This is a genomic window from Arachnia sp., assembly GCF_057238465.1.
The window spans coordinates 1-22288 of sequence record NZ_DBHHFZ010000001.1 but is presented as its reverse complement, the minus strand read 5'-3'; the positions used below and the strand labels follow the sequence as shown (position 1 = coordinate 22288).

Here is a 22288-nt window from a genome sequence, read left to right as displayed (position 1 = left end):
CCCGTTTGCTTTTTCTGTCCATTGTCTACATCAGTTCACTCACGGAGGGGGATCCGTGCACACAGTCCTCCTTTTAGATGACACCCTTTAGGGTAGTCCACATGCTCCCACCACTCAGCCGCGATGCCCTGACCCAGCAGATGGCGGCCGCTCGAAGCAGGATCGGGCTGTCCATCAGGCGCGCCGCGGCGATAGCCGAGGTGCCCGCCTCGACCGCTCAGGGATGGCTCGAGGGCAGGCATCTGCCGACCCCGTCGTTGATGCCGCAGTTCATGACCCTGCTGCGCGCGCTGCAACTTGTCACGGTGCACAACGAGACGGCCTGGGCGGAGGCGTTGGACCGGATGCGCCGCTCCAGCATCGTCGCGGAATCCCCCTATGTCGGCCTGCGCCCCTACGCGACCACGGAGTCCAGTCTTTTCGTCGGACGGGAACGTTCCCTGGAGGAGCTCCTGGAGGCCTGCTCCCGGACCCGGCCTCCCCGGATCGTGATGGTCGTGGGGGCGTCCGGGACGGGCAAGTCCTCCCTCCTTGCCGCCGGGCTGATCGGCCGCGGCACCGCGCCCGACGGCCCACTTTCCCACCTGACACCTGTCCAGTTGACGGTGCGTGACCTGCTGGGTTGGAAAACGCCCCTGGACGAAACGCTGCTGGTCGTCGACCAGTTCGAGGAAATCCAGCAGCTCAGAGCCACCGAGACCGAGGAGCTCGTGGACACCCTGTGTCGGCTGCCCGGGCACGTGACCTGTGTGATCGGCCTGAACGCGAACGCGGTAGGGACCGTGCTCCGCCAGGAACGTCTCGCTCCCTTCCTGGCCTCCCCCGTCCTCGTGGGTCCCCTCACCACCGCCGAGTACCGGCGGATCATCGAGGTCCCGGCCCGTCACCACGGCCGTGCGGTCTCCACCGAACTGACCCATGTGCTGATCCGCGACCTGCACCAGTACGGTTATCCCGACCCGGGAATCGTGCTGCCGCTGCTGTCGAACACCTTGAAACGCTGTTGGAACGCCACGTCGGGAGAGACCCTCACCACCTCCGACTACCTGGCCTCGGGTGGTCTGTGGACCTCGCTGAACGACGAGGCCGAGGCCGTCTGGCAGGATCTGCCGGCGCAGGACCGCCCCTTGGTCAGGCGCCTGATGTTGTCGCTGGTGGTCGTGGACGCGAATCGGCTGCTCCGGCGTTCGATCCCCTTCGGTTCGTTGTCGCAGCAGATGATTCCGGTGGCGGAGGCCTTCATCGCATCCCGTCTCCTGACCCGCGGCGAGGGTCATCTGACCATCACCCACGAGGCCCTCCTGACCCGCTGGCACCGGCTGCGCGGCTGGGTGGAGCAGGAGGAGGCGACGCTTCTGGTGGGGCGGCGCATCCACATGGCGACGAAACTCTGGGACGAAGGCGGCCGGGCGCCGGAGGGGCTGATGCCCGTTGAGGCGGAGCTGTGGCAGGCCTGGGCGAAGGCCGAGGACGCCCCGGTGCTCTCGAGGAACGAACACGAGTTCATCGACGCCTCGCTGGCTCTGGGCCGCGCCCACGAGGAGGAGCAGGAAAACCGGCTGAAACACACCCGCAGACAGCGGCGCACGGCGCTGGGGATCGCGGCGGTCGCCGTCGTCCTGGCGGTCGTGGCCGCTTTCCTGGGCATCCATTCCGCGGGCCTGGCCCACCAGGCCAACACCGCGACCCGCTCCGCACAGGCCCAGCAGTTGGCCCTGATCTCGGACCAGATCCGCAACACCGACCCGAACGAGGCCGCGCAGCTGGCCGTCGCCGCCCACCGGTTGGAGGAGAATCCCCGTACCCGCTCCACCGTCATCGAATCCGCCGGGGGAAGGGCCTCGCTGCGGGTGAACGGCATCGCGGGAAACACCATGGTGGCTGCCGTTGCGGGAAGCGACATCATTCTGCGAGGCGACAGCCAGGGCCACCTCGCCGTCTGGCGCGACGGAAACCTGAACTCGGAACCCGAGCTCGTCGAGACCGACGGCGGGCAGTTGTTCGCGGTACAACCGGTTCTGCGCGACGGGCGGTACCTCGTGATCGTCGCGGGCCAGAGGACTGCCTCGGTCTGGGACCTGACGACCTCCGCCCGCAAACTGGGTGAGTGGGCGGAAGCGGGGGTCACCTCCTACAGCGCCGCCTGGCAGTCAACGGTCGCCCTGATCGGAAACCTCCAGGGTGAGGTGCAGCGCATTGACCTCGCGAACCCGGAACACCCCGAGGTGCGCTCCCCGCTCCTGACCGGCGAGGATGTCGCGGTCACGGCACTCACCGCGACACCCGATCTCGTCGTGGCGAGCGCCTCCCGCAACAGGCTCGCCCTGTTCGACTCGGCGGGAACCGCCCTGCCGGATTTCCAGGTGCCCGGTCAGGTGATGTCCCTGGACGTCTCGGAGGATGGTACGGAGATCCTGGCGGGCAGCAGCGCCTCGAAGGCCCTGCTTTTCGAGGTCTCCGGCACCGCGCTGCGGATCAGCCGCGAGTTCCCCATGAAATCGGGAGTGCACGCGGTCAGGCATCTGGGCGGCCAAGTGGCATTGGGTGGTTCCCAGGGTGAGGTCGTGGTCGCGAACAGAACGGGTGAGGTCACCGAGCTGTGCCCCCTCCGCAGCGTCGTGACGAGCATCTCCCGGGGTGCCACCGGCATCCTGACCGGAACCACGGAGGGGACCCTGGCCCTGTGCCCACCGCTGCCCACCCTGCTGCGCACGAACGGCGTCAAGATTCACGACATCAGACGGATGGGCGGGAAAACCATCATCACGACCGGGACCGGGCCGCGTGTCCTGGACACCACCACCCCGGAGTCCCCGGAGCTGACGGTGCCCGCCAGTCCCGACGGCGACGGCTACCTGCCCCACGTGACCCAAGACACCACGGGCAGCACCCTGGCGACGCAGTCGCGCAACGGGAAGGTGGTGCTTCTCCGGTTGGCCGGCAGCGGATACGAGACGGAACATGTCATCGACGAAACCACCGCGGTGGTGGACCTGGTGCTCTCCCCCGATGGCAGGCGCTTGGCCATCGGGCACAGGAGCCAGGTCGGCTACGACATCTATCAGCGCGGGAACTCGGGTTGGGAACCCACCGGAACCCTCCACGCCTGGCCGGGTGGTTTGGCCTTCAACTCCGATGGAACGCTGATGGCCGCGTTGAGCGCCGATGGCACGGGGTACGTCGTGGCCGCCCTCACCGATTCCGGCCCGGAGGTTCTGACGGAGGCGGGGCTGCCCGACCGGGTGGTTCCCAGCGCCTTCGAGTTCTCCCCCTCGGGTCTTCTGGCAGTGGGTGCGTTGAACGGTGGGGTCTCGATCATCGATCTGAGCGACCCGACCAGGCCGCATACCAAGGCCCGGGTCTCCGACGCCCACGCATCCTTGGAGCGGTTGAGATTCAGCCAGGACGGAAACCATCTGCTGGCAACCAGCGTCGAGGGGGACCTGTGGGTCTGGGAGCGGGTGGATGAAACCCCTGCCCTGAGTCTGCACATCAAACACCCCTCGGCTTCAATCGCGGGAGCCGACCTGGTCGACGGCCAACTGCTGCTGGCTCTCTCCGACAACACGGCCGTGGCCTGGCCGGGCAGTGCCACGGCAGCGGCCGCCGACCTGTGTTCCCGTCTGGGGAATCCCCTGACCAGCCGGGAATGGGCCCAGCTGGCGCCCGGTGTTCCCTTCATGAACGGCTGTTCCTGAGCCGGAGGGTCACCGGCACAAGCCTTCATCGTCCAAGACTGATTGCAGGAAATACCGGGTCACGACCCGCGGGACGGCACGTCGTTGATGAAAAGCAACGCCTTGTCCATCCCGTCACGACCGGGCGGTGATGTCGGCGATGGCAGCCACTCGATGAACTCGGTCAAGGACGGGAAGGGCTTGGTGGGAACCGGCGTGCTGACGGACCCGCGGGTGGCGCAACAGGATCTAGGATCGCTGGGTGCCGCATTCCCTGAACCGCCGGATCCTGGAGCTGGCCCTGCCCGCCTTCGCGGCTCTGGTGGCCCAGCCCCTGTTCGTCATGGCCGACACCGCGATCGTCGGACAGCTGGGCACGGATCCCCTGGCCGGGTTGGGGGTGGGTTCCACGCTGACCCTGGCGCTGGTCGGGGTGTTCGTGTTCCTCGCCTACGGTTCAACCGCCACCGTGGCGCGTCTGATGGGGGCGGGCAGGGAGAAGGACGCGGCGGAATCCGGGGTTCAGGCCATGTGGCTGGCCCTGGTTCTCGGCGCGGTGGTCGGTGTGGTCTCCTGGGTTTTCGCGCCGCAGCTGGCCACCTGGCTCGGAGCGGGTGGAGCGGTCCACGAACAGGCCGTGGCCTACCTCCGCTGGTCACTGCCGGGGCTGCCCGGAATGTTCCTGGTGCTGGCGGCGACGGGGACGCTGCGTGGAATGGCGGACGGCCGCACCCCCATGGTCCTGGCGATCGGCGCCGCGGTCCTGAACCTGGTCGGGGACATCGTCCTGGTCTTCGGTCTCGGCATGGGGATCGCCGGTTCGGGGGCCGCCACCGCATTCGCCGAAACGCTCATGGGGTTGACGGCGGCCGGAATCGTGGCCCGCGGCGCAGCCAGGGCGGGGGCGGGGCGGCGTCCCCGGCTGGCGGGGATGCGGACCAGCCTGTTGGTCGGTGTTCCGTTGCTGATCCGCACCCTGGCGCTGCGCGCCGCCCTGCTGCTGACCACCTGGACGGCGGCCCGTTCGGGTGCCGTGGCCCTGGCGGCCCACCAGGTCGGGTTCACGATCTGGAGTTTCCTGCAGTACGTGCTGGACGCCTTGGCGATCGCCGGGCAGACCCTGATAGGGCAAGCCCTCGGGGCCTCCAGGCCCGACGAGGCCCGGGCGTTGTCGCGCCGCATGACCGGGTGGTCGCTCTGTGCCGGTTTTCTGCTCGGGATCGTGACCCTGCTCGTCAGGCATCCCCTGGCCGCGTTGTTCACCCCGGATCCGGGGGTGCGCGACGCGGTGGCGGCGGTGCTGGTGGTGATCGGCGGCACGCTGGTGATCGCCTCCTGGGTGACCCTGTTCGACGGGGTCCTGATCGGCGCCGGGGACGGCCCCTACCTGGCCCGCGCCAGCCTGATCACCCTGGCCGTGTACGCGCCGTTGGCGCTGGCGGTGGCCTGGCTGGCCCCCGGAGGTGTGCCGGGCCTGGTCTGGTTGTGGCTGGCTTTCACCGTCGGTTTCATGGGGGCCCGGGCCGCGACCCTGTGGTGGCGGGAACGCTCGGATGTCTGGCTCGTCACCGGCTGAAATTAGGGAAAACCTCATACAGTGAATGCATGGAAGAATCAACCAAACCCCTGACCCTGGAGGCCGATCTCCTGGTGATCGGCTGGGGCAAGGCCGGCAAGACACTGGCCCGGGACCTCGCGTCCTCAGGCAGGCGCGTGGTGCTGGTGGAACGCGACGATGCCATGATCGGCGGCACCTGCATCAACGTGGCCTGTGTCCCGACCAAGACCTTGGTGAATCTCGCGGAGCGACGCGGCGACCGGGACCCGGACGAGTATCTGAAACGGGCCATCGCTTCCCGGGACTCCCTGATAGACAAACTCCGGGCCGCCAACAAGGCGATGCTCTCCAGTCTGGAAACCGTCACCCTCGTGCACGGCGAGGCCCGGTTCACCGGCCCCCGCAGGATCAGGGTCCAGGCCGGCGATGACGTCCTCGACATCACCGCCGGGGCCGTGGTCGTCAACACCGGCACCTCCCCGCTGATGCCCCGGATCCCGGGCATCGACGGGAACCTCGTCCACGACTCCACCACCATCCAGCACGTCGCCGATGGCAGGGTTCCGAAGACCCTGACGATCGTCGGGGGCGGGTTCATCGGCCTGGAGTTCGCCAGCATGTTCGCCGCCTTCGGTTCGGCGGTGCGGATCCTGGAACGCGGCCCCGTTTTCCTGCCCCGTCTCGACGACGACGTGCGCGAGGCGGTGGTGACCACCCTCACCGACCGCGGCATCGAGATCGTCACGAACGCCCCCGTCTCCGCGATCGAGGACGACGGCAGGCGGGTGGTTTCCGAGGCCGGTTCCTTCGACACGGATGCGGTGCTGGTCGCGGTCGGCCGCAAACCCGAGACCGCGGCCCTGGACCTGCCAGCCGCCGGAATCGCCACCGACGAGCGCGGTTTCATCGTCGTCGACGATCACCTGCGCACCAGTGCCGAGGGCGTGTGGGCGGTGGGTGACATCAACGGGGGTCCGCAGTTCACCTACGTCTCCCTCGATGATTACCGGATCGTCAGGGATCAGCTCGCGGGGGACTCGAAACGCTCCCGGGCGGATCGCAGGGCGATCCCGACGACCACCTTCATCACTCCCCCGCTGGCGCAGGTCGGTCTCAGCGAACGCGAGGCCACCGAGCAGGGGGTGTCCTACCTGGTGGCCGCCAAGCCGGTCGCGAACATCGCGGCGATGCCGCGCCCGAAGACCCTGGGCGAGACCCACGGCCTGATCAAGGTGCTGGTCGATCCGGCAACCGACGAGGTGCTCGGGGCCACGATCTTCAGCGTCGACGCGCAGGAGGTGATCAACCTGGTCGCCCTGGCCATGCGCAACAAGGTCACCGCGTCCGCGCTGCGCGACGGCATCTGGACCCACCCCTCCACCACGGAGGCCCTCAACGAGGTTCTGGGTGAGTTGCACGCACCCTGACCGGGACGCGTCGAGGGGCGGGTCCCGGCCGGGACCCGCCCCTCACGCATTGATTCAGGGAATCACTGCCTTGCCACTTGGGCCGCCTTCTGGCGGCGGGCCTTGTTGATGAAGTAGCAGGGGATGATGATGACGAACCAGATCGGCGTCACGAGGACCGCCTGCAGGGTCTCCTCCTCGAGGCACAGGATGACCAGGCTGACCGCGAAGAAGACGAGCACCATCCAGGCCGTGACGACGCCACCGGGCATCTTGTAGGTGGACTTGGCGTGCAGCTCCGGGTGCTTCTTCCGGTAGACGATGTAGCACACCACGATCAGTGCCCAGATGAACAGGAACAGCACCGAGGTGATCGAGGTGACCAGAACGAACGCCTGGTTGATGGTCTCGGAGGCGTAGAGGAAACCGATGCCGCACAGCAGCAGCAGGCAGGAGCAGATGAGGGCGTTCTGGGGAACGTTGCGGCGTGACAGTTTGCCGAAGATCCGTGGGGCCTGCTTGTCCTCGGCCAGTCCGTACATCATGCGGGAGGTGGAGTAGAGCCCCGAGTTGTCGGAGGAGGCCGCGGCGGTCAACAACACGAAGTTCATCACCGAGGCCGCAGCTCCGAAACCACTCAGCTGGAACATGGCCGTGAAGGGGCTCTCACCCGGGACAACCGCGCGCCACGGGATGACCACGCAGATGGCAGCCAGGGCCAGCACGTAGAACAAGGCGAGCCGCACGGGGATGGCGTTGATGGCCTTGGGCAGGTTGCGCTCGGGGTTGTGGGTCTCGGCAGCCGCGGTGCCAACCACCTCAAGACCGACGAAGGCGAAGAAGGCGATCTGGAAACCGGCCAGGAACCCGGGGAAACCGTTCGGGAAGAAACCGCCGTCGTTCCACAGGTTCTCGACGGTTGCGCGATGCCCCGCCTCCGAGACGAAACCGGAGAACAGCAGGCTGGCGGCGACGATGACGAGCGCCCCGACCGCGACCAGTTTGATCAGGGCGAACCAGAACTCCGCCTCACCGAAGTACTTGACCGCCACCACGTTCAGGACGAACAGCAGCAGCGCCAGCACCGCGGCGGGCAGCCACTTCGGCACCTCTGGCCACCAGAACTGGGCGTACCCGGTGATGGCCGCCAGGTCACCCATGGCCGCCACGATCCAGGCGAACCAGTAGGTCCAGCCCGCGATGAACCCGCCCGCCGGTCCGAGCACGTCCTCGGCTATGTCGCGGAAGGATTTGTACTTCAGGTTCGCCAGGAGCATCTCACCCATGGCCCGCATCATGAAGTACAGGAAGAAACCGACCACGGCGTAGACCAGCATGCTGGAGGGGCCCGCCTGGTTGATGGTGTTGCTGGACCCCATGAACATGCCGGTGCCGATGGCACCGCCCAGGGCCATCAGCTGCAGGTGACGGTTGCTCAGGCCGCGTTGCAGCCCCTGTCCGTCCTCGTTGACATCGCCCTCGACCACCACGTCCTTGGGTGCGTCAGTCAGGGGGTTACTCATCTGGGAACTCCTTCGTTCTGTGTTGGAATCTCGTCAACCACCCGGGCAGAACCATTCCCGGGTGGCGATGTTGTCCACGGCCTTCCGGTGGCCACTTTCCGGACGTGTGGGGAGGTGCTGGCGGACAGCAGGCCCCCGTAGTTGGGCAGGAACCTGACCTCGGAACCCACCCTCACGGGGGTTTCGGCATCGGTGACATCGATGATCAGGTGGTCGCTGCTGGCCCCCAGCACCTCAATGCCCGGGTCCACCGGCTCAAGGGCGTCCGGGGCGGCGTCCTGGCGGCCGAGGTCGCAGATGGCGCGCAGTCTCAGCCCCCGGTCGGTGAAGTGCGTGGTGTTGCCGAAGGCGTCCTGCCCGGTCCGGCCGATCGGAACCGACGGTTTGCGTTGCAGCTCGATGATCCCGCCGACCAGCTCCACCGTGTCCTGCCGGGTCCCGGGCCAGGGCGAACGATCCAGGACGTTGCGGCCCAGGATGATGGCCTCGCCGATCCGCAGGTTGTTGATGCCTGCGGGCATTTCCCCGCTGGCAAGCAACGGAAGGTTCGCGCTGTTCCCGCCGGAGACCAGTTCCAGCGGATGCCCGGTGACGCTGCGGCACTCGTCCCTGAGAGCGACGAGCATCTCCATCTTCTCGCGGGTGGGAATCACCCCGCCGAAGCAGGCGAGGTTGGTTCCCAGGCCCGCCACCTCGAGGTGGGGCAGCCGGGCGATCCGGCTCACCTCCTCGACGGCCCGGTCCGGCCACACGCCCTCCCGCAGGTCGCCGACGTCGACCATCATCACGACCTTGTGGCGCACCCCGGCCATCCCTGCGGCGTTCGAGAGCGCCTCCGCGGTCTGATAGGAGGAGATGAGGGTGTGATCGGCCCAGCGCACGGCCTCCGGTGCGTTGCCGGGGGTCGGGGCCCGCAGCAGCATGGTCGGCAGGTCCAGACCCGCCTCCGCTATCCGTTTCAGGTTGTCGATCCGCGAGTCGGCCAGCATCACGCAGCCCGCCCCTTCCAGCGCCCGCAGCAGGGCTGGATGGGCCTGCATGACCTTGGTGACCGCGGCCACCTTGATCCCCTGCGCAGCGCACTGGGAGATCACAGCGGAGGCGTTGTGGGCGATCCGGTCGATGTGGATCTCCAGTCTCGGGGTTTCCACGTTCATCCTTCCGGGGTTTCGTCTTCGATTGGTTCGGGAAGTTCCCCCACCTCGCCGGCCACCCAGTCCCGGAAGGTCGCGGCGACCTCCTCGTGGTAGACCTGCGCCAGGGTTCCCAACGCGGAGAACCGGTAGTCGCGGTCGATCAGGATGCGCGCCTCGGGTGGTGGCAGCAGCCGGGCACCCGCGCCGAGGCGGATCCGCCCGAGGATCTCGTCCCCGCCGGGAATCCTGGTCAACGCGCCCCCGGTGCCGATGATCCACCGGATCGCGGTCAGGTCCTTGCCGCGGACGATCTGCTTCTTGCCCGTCGGGGTGAACAGGTCGCTGACGGTGCCGACGTGCCTGCGGATCCCGACCTCGACGGCGCGGGCGGCCAACCAGCGGGTGACGTCCTCCTCCTTCTCGTCGGAGGGAATGGCCCGCAGGTACTCGAGCCGCTCCTCGTCACCGGTCTCCCCCGACATCGCCGCCACCTGGCGGGCGTTGACGAAGACGCCGAGGTCGCCCTCCACGGTGCGCTTGGCCCGGGGTTCGGGGTCGATGCTGTGGCTGGTCCACTCAGCCGAACCGTCGGTGACACTGTGGATGTCGGTGGTCGCGCCGCCGACGTCGATCACCAGGGCGTCGCCGAGGGTATCCGCGAAGATCTCAGCGGCCAGCAGCACCGCGCCGGGGGTGGGCAGGATCTCGAATCCGGAGAGTTCCGTCAGCCTGGCCATCCCCGGGGCCTTGACGATGTGCTGGTTGAAAACCTCGTGGATCAGTTTGCGCACCGGCTCGATCTGGAGCACATCCACGTCGGGGAAGACGTTGTCGGCGCACATCAACTCCACGTCGTTGCGGGCGAAGACGTCCTGCACCCGGCGCCGCACCGCGATGTTCCCGGCGTAGATCACCGGAGATTTCAGCCCGGACTCCGCGATCATCCGGGCGTTGTCCACCACGATCCGCTTCTCACCGTAGTCCACTCCCCCGGCGAGCAGGACGATGTTGGGATTCGCCTCGACGAGATCCTCCACATCCCAGGAGTCGATCGCCCCGACCGTGGTCAGTCCGACGATCGCCCCCGCGCCGAGGGCCGCTTCCCGGGCGGCGCGGGCCGTCATCCCCTGGGTGAGTCCGTGGACGCTCATCTTCAGCCCGCCAGCGGCGGAGCTGTTGACGAAGACCTGCGTCTTGTCGATCTCGATGCCGGAGGTCTTCCGCATCTCGTCGATCGCCGCATCGACGCCGATCTTCACGTCCCCCTGGGCGACGGAGGTCGGGGCGAACCCCTGGCCGATGTGCCTGAACCTTCCGTCCTCCAGCGAGAAGGCGTTCGCCTTCGTGATGGTGGACCCGATCTCAAGGGTGGTGACGACCCGCATCACTCAACTCACCCGACCTTTTCCTGTTCGCGGCTGCGCATGGTGCGCACGATCGCGTCGAGCACGTCGATGCCCTTGGTGCCGCGGCCGAAGGTGGCGTCCAGGCCGGTCTCGGCGGCCATGTCGCGGCTCACCTGCGTGCCGCCGGCGATCAGCACCTTCTCGTCGCGGATGCCGCGTTCCTTGGTCAGCTCGGCGAGTTTCTTCATCATCGTGCGGTGAACCTCGTTGTGGCTGATGACCGTGGAGATCAGGATCGCGTCCGAACCCGACTCGATGGCCGCATCCACCATCTTCTCGACGGGGACCGAGGTCCCGAGGTAGTGGTACTTCACACCATACTTCTCGAGGCCGCCGTGTTTGATGTCGAGGATCTCGCGCATGCCGACGCTGTGCTCGTCCTCACCGACGGTGCCGGCCACGACGGTGATCTCGTGGTCGCTGACGAACTGGCGCAGCTCCTCCTCGGGAAGCAGCTCGATCTTCTCGGGGATGGTCAGCTCGGTCTTGTCGACATCGAAACCGACGTGCCCCTTCACCTCGACGAAGCATCCCTCGGCGGGTTGCAGCACCTGGAGGTTGACGACCTCGGGGTCTTCCAGCCCCATGCGCTTGGCCATTTCGAGGGCCGCCTCGACGGCGATCTCGGCCCGTTCGGGGATCATCAGCTCCACCAGGGCCACACCGTCACCGGCCCATTCGGCCTCGGGCCGCAGCAGGTTCCCGGTGCGGTACTCGCGGGTCCGTTCGAGCCGTTTGTGGGCGCTGTCCTCCGGGTCGAGTTCGTCGATGTAGACGATCTTCTCCGGGTCGCAGAGGGTGCAACCGTCGATCAGGTCGCAGGCCTTGCCCACCCCGTCGGGCAGTTTGTTGTTGCCGAAGTGGTCGCACACCGGCGCCAGGTAGTCGGGGTCGCGTTCGACCACGGTGCCCACCGCGATGCCGCCGTCCCCGTCGCGGGCGATGCCGTCGTGGTTGCGTTCCGGGAACTCGGCGGAGTCGACGAAGAAGCCCTGCTCCACGGCCGCGAAGTAGCCGCCCGCGTGCATCATCTCGGCGAGGAAGCCGATCGCGCGTTCCTTGAGGTCGCGCACCATCCCACCCAGCGGGCCTTCCCGGTTGAGGGTGAGCAGTTCCTTGATGCCGTCCAGTGCCGCCCAGGTCTGCTTGACGGTCTGCACGCCACGCACCGAGTTGTAGTGCCAGGGCAGGTTGCGTCCCTCATCAGGGGTGATGGTGCTCTGGATGTCGGCGCTGGTGAGCATGGAGATCATCGTGTCGATCACGTGCAGGCGGATCGCCTCGTTGATGTCGGACTCGATGTAGCGGGTGTTCTGCTGGGCGCGCATCTTGTACTCGGAGAAGAAGTCGCGCAGCGCGACCGCGTAGGGCAGGTCGAACCACAGCTTCGGGGTCGGCGGGGCGCTCGGCGGCACCGTCGAGAGCCCGATGAGATCCTTGGGCATCCCGACCATGACGGAGAAGGCGGAGTTCAGGCCGTGCTGGACCATGAGCTCGGGCATCACCTTCCAGCCCTGGCGGGCGGTGGCGTTGGCGTTGTGGGCGCCATCGATCTGGAAGATCCGGGCCCCGCTCATGACCTTCTTGGCCTCACCCGCGTCGACGTAGCTGCGATAGGCGTTGATGTTGCGGTAGAGCACGTTGTACTGCGGGTCCTGGTGGGCGCCGTTGACGCCCTCCTCCGCGAACAGCACCGCGACCTCGGGGCCCGCCACGCCGGAGACGTAGCTGTGGAAGTTGATCGGGCGACCGACCTCGTCCTCGATCAGGTCGCAGGCCTTGCGGCTGGCGCGCAGCTGCTTGCGGGTGATCGGCACACCACCGATGCCCTCGGGGGTTCCCTCCATCAGGCCGTCGATGTGGCTCTGCCCGGTGGTGCGGATCACCATGATGTGATCGGCGCCGTTCCAGGCCGCCATCCGCATGCGGCGGATGTCGTCCTCGAAGTGCCCGGAGGCGATCTCGGAGGTCACCACCGGGGACGGCTGCGGGTCGATGCCCTCGAAGTACTTCGCGGTGGGCATCGGGACGCTGTTCTTCAGCGGCTCCGACATGTCCCGGAAGTGGAATCCCGCCATGTCGACACCGCCCTCGGGCACGGTGCGCCAGGTCCAGCCCTTGCGCGGCGGGTGGTAGTTCTCCAGACCCTCGAGGATCTCCTCCACGTTGATCTTGGTATTCGGATCCAGCTTGTCGGTCACGCTCACTTCTCCTCGAAGAGCCCGGCCATCACGGCCGGATCGTCGGCGATGGCGGCTGCCGCCGCCCGGACGTCAATTCCGTCGCGCCTGGACACGCGCAGCACCACGTGCCCCGCTCCCTTGCCCAGCAGCCCGGCGTTCAGCACGTTCTCGACCACGGCATGGGTGGTGACCGAGTCGATGCCCATGCGCAACAGCACCGACCGTTCGATCGACGGCGTGGTGTGGGTGCGGGCCAGCTCCACCACCGGCTCCATCACCTGGTGGCACAGCTCCCAGAACCTTGCCTTGAGGGCCTCGTCATCCAGGTCCGCCAGTTCGGAACGCAATTTCTCGAAGCGGTCGAGCCGCTCCTGTTCCTCGGTGTTCATCATCGTCCTTCCTGTTCACTCGCCGCCCGCGGCCCCGGGGGCGAGCGATCGAACGTGTTCTTCGGTGGTGTTGGCGTCGGCTGCCAGGAATTCGACGTCCTCGCTGCTCCACTGCTCGGGGGGCAGCACCTTGGCGGCATGCCTGATGTAGCTGCCGCGCAGCCTGTCGAGGTCCAGGGGTTTGCCCGCCACCTGGTCGAGCCGCTCCGGGATGACGATCGTCTTGCCCGGGACGTTGTCCGCCGGGTCGCCCCTGCGCACCTCGATGCCCCGGCTCTTCGCGAACGACAGCTGGCTGTTGTGGTGCTTGCCGGCGCCGGTGTACTCGGTTTCCTGGACGACGATGATCTGGTCACGGTCCATCTGCATGGCAAGGGCGACGGCCGCCGTGAGGCTGGTGTTGCCGGCCGGGCCGCGTTCCAGGCCTTCCATTTTCGTCAGCAGCTCGGTCATGTAGAAGACCTCACCCTGGGTGACCAGGTGGTAGCCGTCCATGTACCGCAGGGCGCGGGCCGCGTTGCGCGGCACGTCCACCCGGTCGGGCCAGGTGGCGAACGGCACCCCGAAACCGGTGTGGCCCGTGGTGAAGGATTTGTTGTTGAAGTCCTTGTCGGATGCCATGTGCAGGCCCGTGAGGTCGACGGAGACCGCCACCACCTGGGTCTGGTCGCAACCCACCTTGCGCAGGCCGCGGGCCGTTCCTGTCAGGTTGCCGCCGCCGGCGTGCGTGACCGCGACCACGTCGGGCTGGCGTCCGTAGCGTTCCTCCACCTCACGGCCGATCTCGGCTCCGAGCGTCTCCACCCCCGCGATTCCGTAGGGGGTGTAGAGGCTGGCGTTGAAGTAGCCGGTCTCCTCCAGAGTGCGCAGCAGCACGTAGAACAGCTCCGGGCCGACCGTCAGTTTGACCACCTCGGCCCCGTAGGCCTCACAGGCCCGGGACTTCTCGACGATCTCGGGCTGCCCGACGTGCTCGGAGTCGTAGACCTCCTGGATCACGATGCACTTGAGCCCCTGCTGGACGGCCTGCGAGGCGACGGCCGCCCCGTAGTTCCCGCTCGTCGCGGTGACCATGCCCTTGAAACCCTTCTTGCGGGCCTCGTGGGCGCTGAGGGAGGCGCGGCGCGCCTTGAAACTGCCGGAGGCGTTCGCGGCCTCGTCCTTGACGAGGATCCTGGCCCCCTTGCCGGGGCCGGCGATGGCCCGCACCGCCTCGGTGAGGCGATGCAGTTCGTGCAACGGGGTCCTGCCGACCTTGGTGGCCCGCTGGATCTCGGCCACCTCGTCGAGGGAGTAGCCGGTGGCCGCCATCATCGCCTCGTAGTCGAAGGCGATGGGGCTGATGTTGTACTCGTCGTAGTCCAGCCCCAGAGCGGAACGCATGATCTCGTTCTTGCGGGCCATCACGTCCTTGTATGAGTTGCTCATGACTCGTACTCCGTCCCGATCGTGAGGATCTCGTCCACGGTCTCGCCGAAGCTGTGCGAATATCCGGGATTGATCCGGCTCAGCACCCCGGTGTGGGTCCGCCCGATGATGGTGCGGATGGTCGCCTCCTCACCGAGCGCCGCGGGCGCGGTGAGGAAACCGTCAACCCACTGCAGCAGCGGGGTGGCGGCCGTGTCCGCCGGCACCCCCTCCGCCCGCTCTTCCGGGGCCAGGACGACCTGCTGGATTTCCACCCACGCCCCCTCGGGGGCAACCTTCGTTGCACTCACTGCATCGCTCCAATCTCGATTCAGGTCACCGGCGCTCGTAGGCCTCGGGGCCCATCAGCGCAGTCGGCGACGGCAGGTCGATGATCCGTTTGAGGCCCGGGGTGGCGGCGAAGATGCGGGGAATGGTGTTCACCGCGATGCCTGCAGTGGCCTTTCCGCCTGCGATCTCGGGGCCGGTGGACATGCTGATCTCGGGCACGCCGTGGATGGTGATGTAGTCGCCGGTGTCGACCCCCTCGGCGCCGGGATCCACCTGCTGCGGGTGGATGAGCTTGATGATCTCCTCGTCACCGCGGTACCCGATGGCGATGTGGTTGCAGCCCGCGACCTTCCCGGGCTCGATGACCCGGTCCCTGGCCTGGCGCGGCACCTTCGCGATGATCGGTTCGAGCGTCTGCTCCACACGGTCGACGCCGAGCCCGAGGGCGTCGCTGATCAGGCGGACGGATTCGGGGAAACCGACGTGCCCGACGATGGAGCCGTCGGCGACCCCGGCCTTGAACTCCTCAGGGGTGGTTCCCACGCCCTGGGTGGAGAGCACGGTCTGCCCGTAGGGGCTCAGGTCGTTGATGCGGCTGGCCTCGATGCTGGTGACTTCCTGGCTGCCGGCGGTCAGCACCACGACGAGATGGTCGAGCACGAAGCCCGGGTTGACACCCACGCCGATGATGGAGACGCCGTGTTCCTTGGCCAGCGCGTCCAGTTCGACCGCCTCCTCGGGGTTCTGCGCCTCGGGAGCGGCCATCTCCTCGGCGATGCTGACCACATTGATGCCCGCGGAGAGGATGGCCTTGAGATCGGGAAGCTGTTTCTTGACCCAGGAAGTGGTGGCGATCGTGACCACGTCCACCTTCTCCGGGTCGAGGATGCTGGCCGGATCGTTGCTGACCTTCACACCCGCCGGGGCCACTCCGAGCACCTCGCCGACATCCTTGCCCACGAGTTCGGGGCTGATGTCGAATGCGCCGACCAGTTCCAGGCCGTCCTTGGCCAGGATCACCTTCGCCACGCCCTGGCCCATCGCCCCGAGACCCCACTGAGCCACTCGGATTCGCTGATTCTTGCTCACTTCTCTCCCTCGAGTTGTTGTTTCCGCCTCAGCCTGGACATGGCACGCGGGTGCACCGAGAACCTCGGAGCGAACGTGCCCCTTCCTCCGGGGACCGAGGACCGGCGCCGCTTCTCCCTTCCAATCCGGCGGATAGTATGTTCGCCATGTCCCGGGCTCCTCGCCCGATGAGCATCCACGCGGATGCCCGTCGGCCCACTGTCGTGAAGGTGTCGCCACTGACCATTTCGCTTTCACGGTATCCACGACCACCCGCCACAAGCCCGAGAACGCCGGATTCAATTGCGATAGGGGCCCGTATCTTGAGATCTTCCCACCACCGATGCTCCGAGTTGGGAAACATCCCATACCAGCTCCCTTCCGGGAGGGGTCTGTGAGGGACGAGACGGATCTCAAGCTGGTCAACCTGCTGCAGATCGATCCCCGCATCTCCTGGTCGAAGGCGGGTGAGATCCTCCAGATGTCGCCGACGACCGTCGCGAACCGCTGGAACCACCTGGTGGAGAGGGGGCTGGCCTGGATCTGCACATACCCGAACCTGGAGCACCGGTTCACGGCGGTGGTCGAGGTCGACTGTCGAACCGAGTTCCTCCCCTCCGCCACCAAGCAGATGTGCGCCCACCCGCTGATCACCAGCGTCGACGAGGCCACCGGGCGGCGTGACATCCTGCTGACCATCATGGCCCCCGACATGGCGACCCTGACCTCCCTGATCATCGACTGGATCGGCGGGATCGAGGGGGTGTACGGAACCCGCAGCTCGTTGGTGACCAACGTCATAGTCGGGGCGGAGTCCTGGCGGGCGAACATCCTCACCCAGCGCCAGATCAACCAGGCCCTCCCCCAACGCACACTCGACCGGTCGCAGCCGGGGACCGACGCCGCCGACCTGGCCCTGTCGCAGGCCCTGGCCCGCGACGGCAGGGCCAGCGTCGCGTCGCTGGCCCAGGAACTCGACATGCCAACCAGCACGGTGCACCGCAGGATGCGGAAACTCCTCGCGAACCAGCACCTCATCATGCGTTGCGATGCAGCTCCCGAACTGGCGGGATGGCTGCTGGAGTGCACCTGGCTGACGACGGTCGCCTTCAACTACAAGAACCGGGTCATCGAGCTGCTGAAGAAACAACCCTCGCTGCGGTCCTGCTTCTGGATCACGGGGAGCAACAACCTGCGCGTCAACTTCCGCGTCAACCGCATCGGTTCCCTGTCCGCGCTCGAGTCCTCGATAGCCTCTGCCATCCCCGGTCTGGCCCCTGACGAGACCGTCGTTCACATGCGCAGCCACAAGTCGATGGGTTGGCTGCTGCGCCCGGACGGCAGCTGCACCGGGCAGCTCGTTCCCCCGGTCTTCGGTCCCTGATCAGGCGAAACGCCCGGGGAGCCCTTCGCTCCCCGGGCGCCGGTGCCCTCAAACGAGGGCGATGCTGTCGTCCACCCGGTCGAAACGAACCGTGTCCCCGTCGTGGATCTGCCCGGAGAGCAGCCCGCGGGCGAGCTGGTCCTCCACGGTGGTCTGCACCAGGCGGCGCAGCGGGCGGGCCCCGTAGACCGGGTCGAAACCGACCTCGCCGAGCCAGTCGGCCGCGGCATCAGTGACCTCGACGGTGATCCTGCGGGAGGCCAGGCGCCGGCCCAGCCGTTCGAGCTGGATCGCGACGATCCTGCGCAGATCGTCACGGGTGAGCGGATCGAACATGACGATGTCGTCCAGCCGGTTCAGGAACTCGGGACGGAACGCGGAACGCACCACCCCCATCACCTTTTCCTGTTTCTCCGCGTCGCTCAGCAGCGGGTCGGCCAGGTACTGCGACCCGAGGTTGCTGGTGAGGATGAGGATGGTGTTGCGGAAATCCACCGTGCGGCCCTGGCCGTCGGTGAGGCGGCCGTCGTCGAGGACCTGCAACAGAATGTTGAACAGGTCCGGGTGGGCCTTCTCCACCTCGTCGAGCAGGATCACGGAGTAGGGACGCCTCCGCACCGCCTCGGTGAGCTGGCCGCCCTCCTCGTAGCCGACATACCCGGGAGGGGCGCCGACGAGACGGGCCACCGAGTGTTTCTCGGAGTACTCGCTCATGTCGATGCGCACCATGGCGGTTTCGTCGTCGAACAGGAAATCGGCCAGCGACTTGGCCAGCTCGGTCTTGCCGACACCGGTGGGGCCGAGGAACAGGAACGACCCGGTGGGCCGGTTCGGGTCGGAGATCCCGGCGCGGGAACGCCGCACCGCGTCCGAGACGGCCTTGACGGCCCGGCGCTGCCCGATGAGCCGCTGCCCGAGCCGTTCCTCCATGTGCAGCAGTTTCTCGGACTCGCCCTGCAGCATCCGCCCGACCGGGATCCCCGTCCAGGCCGCGACGACCTCCGCCACGTCGGTCTCGGACACTTCGTCGGAGACCATGCGCGAGGCGTCGGCATCGGTTTTCTCCGCGTCGGCGAGCTGCTGCTCGATGACGGGGATCTCCCCGTACAGCAGCTGCGAGGCGCGCGCCAGATCGCCGGCACGTTGCGCCTTGTCGGCTTCAACACGCAGCGCGTCGATCTTCTCCTTGAGGTCGCCCACACGGTTCAACCCGGATTTCTCCTGCTCCCACCGGGCCTCAAGACCGCGCAACTTCTCCTGGGCGTCGGCGAGTTCGGAGCGCAGCGCGGCGAGACGCTCGCGGGATGCGGCGTCCTCCTCGTTCTTCAGGTGCAGCTCCTGCATCAGCATGCGGTCCACGTCGCGGCGCAGCATGTCGATCTCCTCCGGGCTGGAGTCGATCTCCATCCGCAGCCGCGAGGCGGCCTCGTCCACCAGGTCGATGGCCTTGTCGGGCAGCTTCCGGCTGGTGATGTAGCGATCCGACAGGGCGGCGGCCGCCACCAGCGCGGAGTCGGTGATGCGCACCTTGTGGTGCGCCTCGTAGCGTTCCCGCAGCCCACGCAGGATGGCGATGGCGTCCTCCACGGAGGGTTCGCCGACGTAGACCTGCTGGAAACGACGCTCCAGGGCGGGGTCCTTCTCGATCCGCTCCCGGTACTCGTCGAGCGTGGTGGCACCGATCATCCGCAGTTCGCCGCGGGCCAGCATGGGTTTGAGCATGTTGCCCGCATCCATCCCGCCGTCACCGGTGGAACCGGCTCCGACGACGGTGTGCAGCTCGTCGATGAAGGTGATGATCTGCCCCTCGGACTCCTTGATCTCGTTCAGGACCGCCTTCAGGCGCTCCTCGAAATCGCCCCGGTACTTGGCCCCGGCCACCATTGAGGTGAGGTCGAGGGAGACCAGGCGGCGCCCCTTCAGGGAGTCGGGGACGTCACCCTCCACCAGGCGCATGGCGAGGCCCTCCACGACGGCGGTCTTGCCGACCCCGGGTTCACCGATCAGGACCGGGTTGTTCTTGGTGCGGCGCGCCAGCACCTGGACGACGCGGCGGATCTCCTGATCACGCCCGATCACGGGGTCGAGCTTGCCGGAACGGGCGCGCTCGGTCAGGTCTATGGAGTACTTGTCGAGGGCCGACTCGCCGCCCTCGGATTCCGCGGAGGTCACGCGCTTGCTGCCACGGGCCTCCTCGAACACCTTGGTCAGTTTCTCGGGGGTGACCCCGGCGCGGGTCAGGATGGTCCGCGCCTGGGACTCCACGGTGGCGAGGCTTATCAACAGGTGTTCGGTGGCGACGAACTGGTCACCGAGCTTTTCGGCCAGGGTCTCGGCCATGGCCAGGACGCGCGCCAAGGCGCCCGAGATCGTCGGCTGGGTCACGGAGCTGCCGGTGCTGGACGGCTGCCTGGCGATGGCCTCGGCGGCCCGGGCGTCGATGGTGGCCGGGTCGGCGCCCACGGCTGACAGCAGAGCACCGACGGTGTTGTCAGGGGTGAGCAGGAGACCGTGCAGAAGGTGCACGGGTTCCGCGGACGGGTTTCCCGCGGTAAGGGCCTGCCGCACCGCCGCGGTCACGGCGTCGCGGCTCTTGGTGGTCAGCTTCTCAGTATTCAAAGGTCCTCCAGAGTGCGAACTACAAAGTTGAGTCTACCACGCTCAACTTGGTTTCGCGCAATCCGGAACGTGCGACCGGACCGTCCGGATCGCAACCGTTTCCCCCCTTGGGCCACAAAATTGGTTTTGGGAGTTAGGCTCGGACATGGACGGATACGGGATCACCAACCGGGGATTCCGCCGCCGTCCGGTCGCCCGCTGAAGTGCTGACTGTAAGGAGCCAAATGTCCCACCTCACCGAGAACGGTCTGACCACCACCATCCCCGTCACGGGGCGCATTCCAAAGCTCTCCCGTGTCACCGACTGGGTCGAGGAGGTCGCGGCCCTGACCAATCCCAGCGCCATCCATTTCCTCGACGGCTCCGACGAGGAGTACGAGCGTCTCGTGGAGAAACTCGTGGAGGCTGGCACCCTCGTGCGGCTGAATCCGGACAAGCAACCGGGATCCGTCTACGCCCGCACCGATCCCGACGACGTTGCCCGCGTCGAGGACTCCACCTTCATCTGTTCCATTGACGAGAACGACGCCGGGCCCACCAACAACTGGATGGACCCCAGGCAGATGAAGACCATCCTGACCAAGCTGTACAACGGCTGCATGGTGGGGCGCACCATGTACGTCATTCCTTTCTGCATGGGACACATCGACGCCCCCTCCCCGAAGTTCGGCATTGAGATCACCGACTCGGCCTACGTGGCGATCTCCATGAAGATCATGACCCGGATGGGCGCCGATGTGATGGAGGCCATGGAGCGTCTGGACGCGGACTTCGTGCCCGCGCTGCACTCCGTCGGGATGCCCCTGCCCCCCGGCGTCAAGGACGTCCCGTGGCCCTGCAACGACATCAAGTACATCGTCCACTTCCCCGAGGAGCGGACCATCTGGAGCTACGGCTCCGGCTACGGCGGCAACTCCCTGCTGGGCAAGAAGTGCTACGCGCTTCGGATCGCCTCCGTGATGGGGCGCGACGAAGGTTGGCTGGCCGAACACATGCTGATCCTCAAGATCACCTCGCCGGAGGGGAAGTCCTATCATCTGTGCGCGGCCTTCCCGTCTGCCTGCGGCAAGACCAACCTGGCGATGCTGGAACCCACCCTGCCGGGCTGGAAGGTGGAGACCCTCGGCGACGACATCGCGTGGATGCGGTTCGGCGAGGACGGCAGGCTCTACGCAGTCAACCCGGAGACCGGGTTGTTCGGCGTGGCCCCCGGCACGAGCACCGACACCAACCCCAACGCCATGGCGGCCATCGAGGGCGGGCACTCGATCTTCACCAACGTCGCGCTCACCGACGACGGTGACGTGTGGTGGGAGGGGAAGAGCAAGCAGCCCCCGGAGCACCTCACGGATTGGAAGGGCCGTTCCTGGACCCCCGAGAACGGTCCGGAGGGCGGCCGCCCCGGCGAGAAGGCGGCGCATCCGAACTCCCGTTTCTGCACCCCGATCTCGCAGTGCCCGATCCTGTCGAACGAGTTCTACGACCCGAAGGGTGTGCCCGTCGACGCCATCATCTTCGGCGGCCGCCGCGAGAACACCATCCCGCTGGTGTCGCAGTCCAGGAACTGGCAGCACGGCGTGTTCATGGGTGCCACCTGCTCCTCCGAAACCACTGCGGCGGCCAAGGGCGCCGTCGGCGTGCTGCGCCGCGACCCGATGGCGATGCTGCCGTTCATCGGCTACCACGTCGGCGACTACTTCAGGCACTGGATCAACCTCGCGGAACGCACCACCCCGGACAAGCTCCCGAAGATTTTCTACGTGAACTGGTTCCGGCGCGACTCCGAGGGCAAGTTCCTGTGGCCCGGTTTCGGCGAGAACTCCAGGGTCCTGAAGTGGATCGTGGAACGCCTCGAGGGCAGGGTCGATGCGATCGAGACCCCGGCGGGCCTGCTGCCGGAGAAGAAGGACATCGACGTCGAGGGCCTGGACATCAGCGACGATCACATGGAGCAGGTGCTGCGCTACGTGCCCAATGAATGGGCCAACGAGCTGCCCCGCATGCGTCGCTGGCTGAGGTCGCTGGGCCTGAAGGTCCCCCAGGAGATCCACGACGAGCTGTGGCACATCGCCATGAACATCATCGGCGATCGCTGACGCTCCCAACGTGGTGTGGGTGGGGTGGAAAACCCCCCCCCCCACACCACGTATCCGCCCAGCCCACCCCCAAACGCCAGCCTTCCCGCCAAACGCCTGCCTTCCCGCCGAACGCCAGCGCTACAGCGCAAGCACACGACCGGAA

Annotated in this window: 13 protein-coding genes and 1 pseudogene; 5 read left to right on the top strand and 9 right to left on the bottom strand. The window is 67.1% G+C overall.

The features are described from left to right. The first annotated feature begins 101 nt into the window (after positions 1-101). The 3 genes from ACO6D6_RS00070 to ACO6D6_RS00060 all read left to right on the top strand — a co-directional run bounded on the left by ACO6D6_RS00070 (position 102) and on the right by ACO6D6_RS00060 (position 6662). Positions 102-3698 (top strand): nSTAND1 domain-containing NTPase, encoded by a 3597-nt coding sequence (locus tag ACO6D6_RS00070; RefSeq protein WP_484782271.1) that lies wholly within the window; start codon positions 102-104, stop codon positions 3696-3698. 241 nt (positions 3699-3939) lie between these two features. Beyond that, positions 3940-5253 carry an MATE family efflux transporter gene (locus ACO6D6_RS00065; RefSeq protein WP_484782269.1) on the top strand — a complete coding sequence of 438 codons (1314 nt, stop codon included), beginning with the start codon at positions 3940-3942 and terminating at the stop codon, positions 5251-5253. 29 nt (positions 5254-5282) lie between these two features. After that, entirely contained in the window at positions 5283-6662 is a 1380-nt protein-coding gene (locus tag ACO6D6_RS00060) for a dihydrolipoyl dehydrogenase family protein (RefSeq protein WP_484782267.1), read from the top strand. 62 nt (positions 6663-6724) lie between these two features. On the opposite strand, the gene ACO6D6_RS00055 is transcribed toward ACO6D6_RS00060, so the two are convergent. The 8 genes and pseudogenes from ACO6D6_RS00055 to ord form a co-directional block, all read right to left on the bottom strand. Continuing rightward, positions 6725-8164 carry an amino acid permease gene (locus ACO6D6_RS00055; RefSeq protein ID WP_484782266.1) on the bottom strand — a complete coding sequence of 480 codons (1440 nt, stop codon included), beginning with the start codon at positions 8162-8164 and terminating at the stop codon, positions 6725-6727. A gap of 89 nt (positions 8165-8253) precedes the next feature. After that, a pseudogene (locus ACO6D6_RS00050) lies at positions 8254-9321 on the bottom strand (alanine racemase); the annotation flags it as partial. Then, the gene (locus ACO6D6_RS00045) at positions 9318-10685 is read right to left on the bottom strand and encodes a glutamate mutase L (protein ID WP_484782881.1); all 1368 of its coding nucleotides are present in this window, start codon (positions 10683-10685) and stop codon (positions 9318-9320) included. The gene ACO6D6_RS00045 and the pseudogene ACO6D6_RS00050, both read right to left, overlap by 4 nt. An 8-nt stretch (positions 10686-10693) precedes the next feature. Next, entirely contained in the window at positions 10694-12907 is a 2214-nt protein-coding gene (oraE, locus tag ACO6D6_RS00040; RefSeq protein WP_484782265.1) for a D-ornithine 4,5-aminomutase subunit OraE, read from the bottom strand. A 2-nt stretch (positions 12908-12909) separates the two neighbouring features. Beyond that, a complete protein-coding gene (locus tag ACO6D6_RS00035; RefSeq protein WP_484782263.1) occupies positions 12910-13281 on the bottom strand; it encodes an ornithine aminomutase subunit alpha in 372 nt (123 codons plus the stop codon). A 12-nt stretch (positions 13282-13293) separates the two neighbouring features. Continuing rightward, positions 13294-14706: a 2-amino-4-oxopentanoate thiolase subunit OrtB gene (gene ortB / locus ACO6D6_RS00030; RefSeq protein WP_484782261.1), complete on the bottom strand. Its 1413-nt coding sequence runs from the start codon at positions 14704-14706 to the stop codon at positions 13294-13296. Then, complete coding sequence (gene ortA / locus ACO6D6_RS00025; RefSeq protein WP_484782260.1) at positions 14703-14996, bottom strand: 2-amino-4-oxopentanoate thiolase subunit OrtA; 294 nt, start codon at positions 14994-14996, stop codon at positions 14703-14705. Before ortA ends, ortB begins: the two co-directional genes overlap by 4 nt. Before the next feature lie 25 nt (positions 14997-15021). Continuing rightward, positions 15022-16065, bottom strand: coding sequence for a 2,4-diaminopentanoate dehydrogenase (gene ord, locus ACO6D6_RS00020; RefSeq protein ID WP_484782258.1), 1044 nt, complete (start codon positions 16063-16065; stop codon positions 15022-15024). A gap of 373 nt (positions 16066-16438) precedes the next feature. Between ord and ACO6D6_RS00015 the strand changes: the two genes are divergently transcribed. After that, positions 16439-17428 carry an Lrp/AsnC family transcriptional regulator gene (locus tag ACO6D6_RS00015; RefSeq protein WP_484782257.1) on the top strand — a complete coding sequence of 330 codons (990 nt, stop codon included), beginning with the start codon at positions 16439-16441 and terminating at the stop codon, positions 17426-17428. A gap of 48 nt (positions 17429-17476) precedes the next feature. On the opposite strand, the gene clpB is transcribed toward ACO6D6_RS00015, so the two are convergent. After that, positions 17477-20032: an ATP-dependent chaperone ClpB gene (clpB, locus tag ACO6D6_RS00010; protein WP_484782880.1), complete on the bottom strand. Its 2556-nt coding sequence runs from the start codon at positions 20030-20032 to the stop codon at positions 17477-17479. Between the two features lie 239 nt (positions 20033-20271). Between clpB and ACO6D6_RS00005 the strand changes: the two genes are divergently transcribed. Next, entirely contained in the window at positions 20272-22143 is a 1872-nt protein-coding gene (locus ACO6D6_RS00005) for a phosphoenolpyruvate carboxykinase (GTP) (RefSeq protein WP_484782256.1), read from the top strand. The last annotated feature ends 145 nt before the right edge of the window (positions 22144-22288 follow it).

Coding starts and splice junctions, on each gene's coding strand:
- ACO6D6_RS00070 (WP_484782271.1), top strand. CDS start 102: ATGCTCCCACCACTCAGCCGCGATGCCCTGACCCAGCAGATGGCGGCC.
- ACO6D6_RS00060 (WP_484782267.1), top strand. CDS start 5,283: ATGGAAGAATCAACCAAACCCCTGACCCTGGAGGCCGATCTCCTGGTG.
- ACO6D6_RS00055 (WP_484782266.1), bottom strand. CDS start 8,164: ATGAGTAACCCCCTGACTGACGCACCCAAGGACGTGGTGGTCGAGGGC.
- ACO6D6_RS00045 (WP_484782881.1), bottom strand. CDS start 10,685: ATGCGGGTCGTCACCACCCTTGAGATCGGGTCCACCATCACGAAGGCG.
- ACO6D6_RS00035 (WP_484782263.1), bottom strand. CDS start 13,281: ATGATGAACACCGAGGAACAGGAGCGGCTCGACCGCTTCGAGAAATTG.
- ortB (WP_484782261.1), bottom strand. CDS start 14,706: ATGAGCAACTCATACAAGGACGTGATGGCCCGCAAGAACGAGATCATG.
- ACO6D6_RS00005 (WP_484782256.1), top strand. CDS start 20,272: ATGTCCCACCTCACCGAGAACGGTCTGACCACCACCATCCCCGTCACG.